A 1,231-nucleotide genomic window follows, 5' to 3' on the forward strand; every position below is an offset into this window, starting at 1 on the left:
CCCCCGGGCCCGCCCGCCTCGGCGTGCCCGCACCGCCTCCGGCCGCGCTCCCCGACTGGGCGTCCTCGGCCGCCGCGTGCCTGCACTACCTTCAGCCACCGCCGGACACCCCTCCGGCCGCCGCGGCACGCCTCACCGGCGCGGGTCCAGGCCCAGCAGTCCGCGCAGCGACCACACCGTCACCAGGTGCCCCACCGCTCCCGAGGCCACCGCCATCGCCAGCGTCGCGATCCCGCCGCCCAGCAGTGCCTCCAGCAGCAGCGGCAGGACGCCGAACCACGTCAGCGCGCTGGCGGTCGCGGCCAGCACCGGGCGGCTGAACGGGTGCAGCACCACGTGGGACCGCAACTGCCACAGCGGGAGCAGCTTGCGCACCAGCATCGCGGCCACCAGGGCCACGGCCGCCCCGGTCGCTCCGGCCACGGGTACGAGCAGCACGCACACCAGCACGTTCGCCGCCAGCGACAGCACATTGTTGACCAGGTTGAGCCGGGTCAGCCCGGTCATCGTCAGGACCAGGTCGCTCATCCCCAGCGCGGCGGCCGTCAGTTGGCCCGCACACACCACGACCAGCGCCGTCGCCCCCGCCGCGTACTCCGGCCCGAACAGCCGCATCACCTGGGGGGCGAACACCAGAACCGACAGGTACAAAGGCCACAGAAGGCACACCAGCCACGCCGTTCCCGCCTGGTAGAGGGCCCGGACCCCGGCGTGGTCGCCCGTCGCCAGCTGTTCGGCGAACCTGGGCTGGGCCGCGTACAGCACCGCCTGCGTGCCGAACTGGCCGACCACCATGACCCGCGTGGCCGCCGTGAACACCGCCGCGCCGGTCAGCCCGCCCAGGAGCGCCACGAGGACCACGCCGCCGCGCTGCACGCCCATCTGGGCGACCGCGGCCACCGCACGCGGCAGGGAGAAGGCCCAGAACGTCCGCGCCTCCACCCGCTCCACGCTCTCCTCCACGGCCTCCGGAGCCACGGCCGTCTCCGTGGTCGCGGACTCCTCACGGGCGCGGCCGATCTCCGAATCCACAGCCGTCCCAGTGGCACTGGGGGCACCATAAGTCCCCCGCTTCCCCACGGGCGCCGCCTTCCCGAGGGCATCCGCATCCCCGGAGCCGTGCGTCTTCCCGAGGGCATCCGCACCCCTGGAACCGTGCGCACCCCCGGATCCGTCCGCATCCCCGGAGGCCCCACCGGCCTCGGGAAAGGCCCGGCGCACGACACGTCCC

The 1,231-nt window shown here is 74.7% G+C and carries 1 protein-coding gene; it reads right to left on the bottom strand.

Going from position 1 to position 1,231, the window contains the following annotated elements:
* Nucleotides 1-132: 132 nt before the first annotated feature.
* Nucleotides 133-1,231, bottom strand: a 1,099-nt coding sequence (locus DQW06_RS10200; protein WP_198662421.1) for a lipopolysaccharide biosynthesis protein, incomplete at its 5' end; no start/stop codon positions are given.

Source organism: Nocardiopsis sp. TNDT3 (assembly GCF_003427465.1).
GTDB lineage: Bacteria > Actinomycetota > Actinomycetes > Streptosporangiales > Streptosporangiaceae > Nocardiopsis > Nocardiopsis dassonvillei.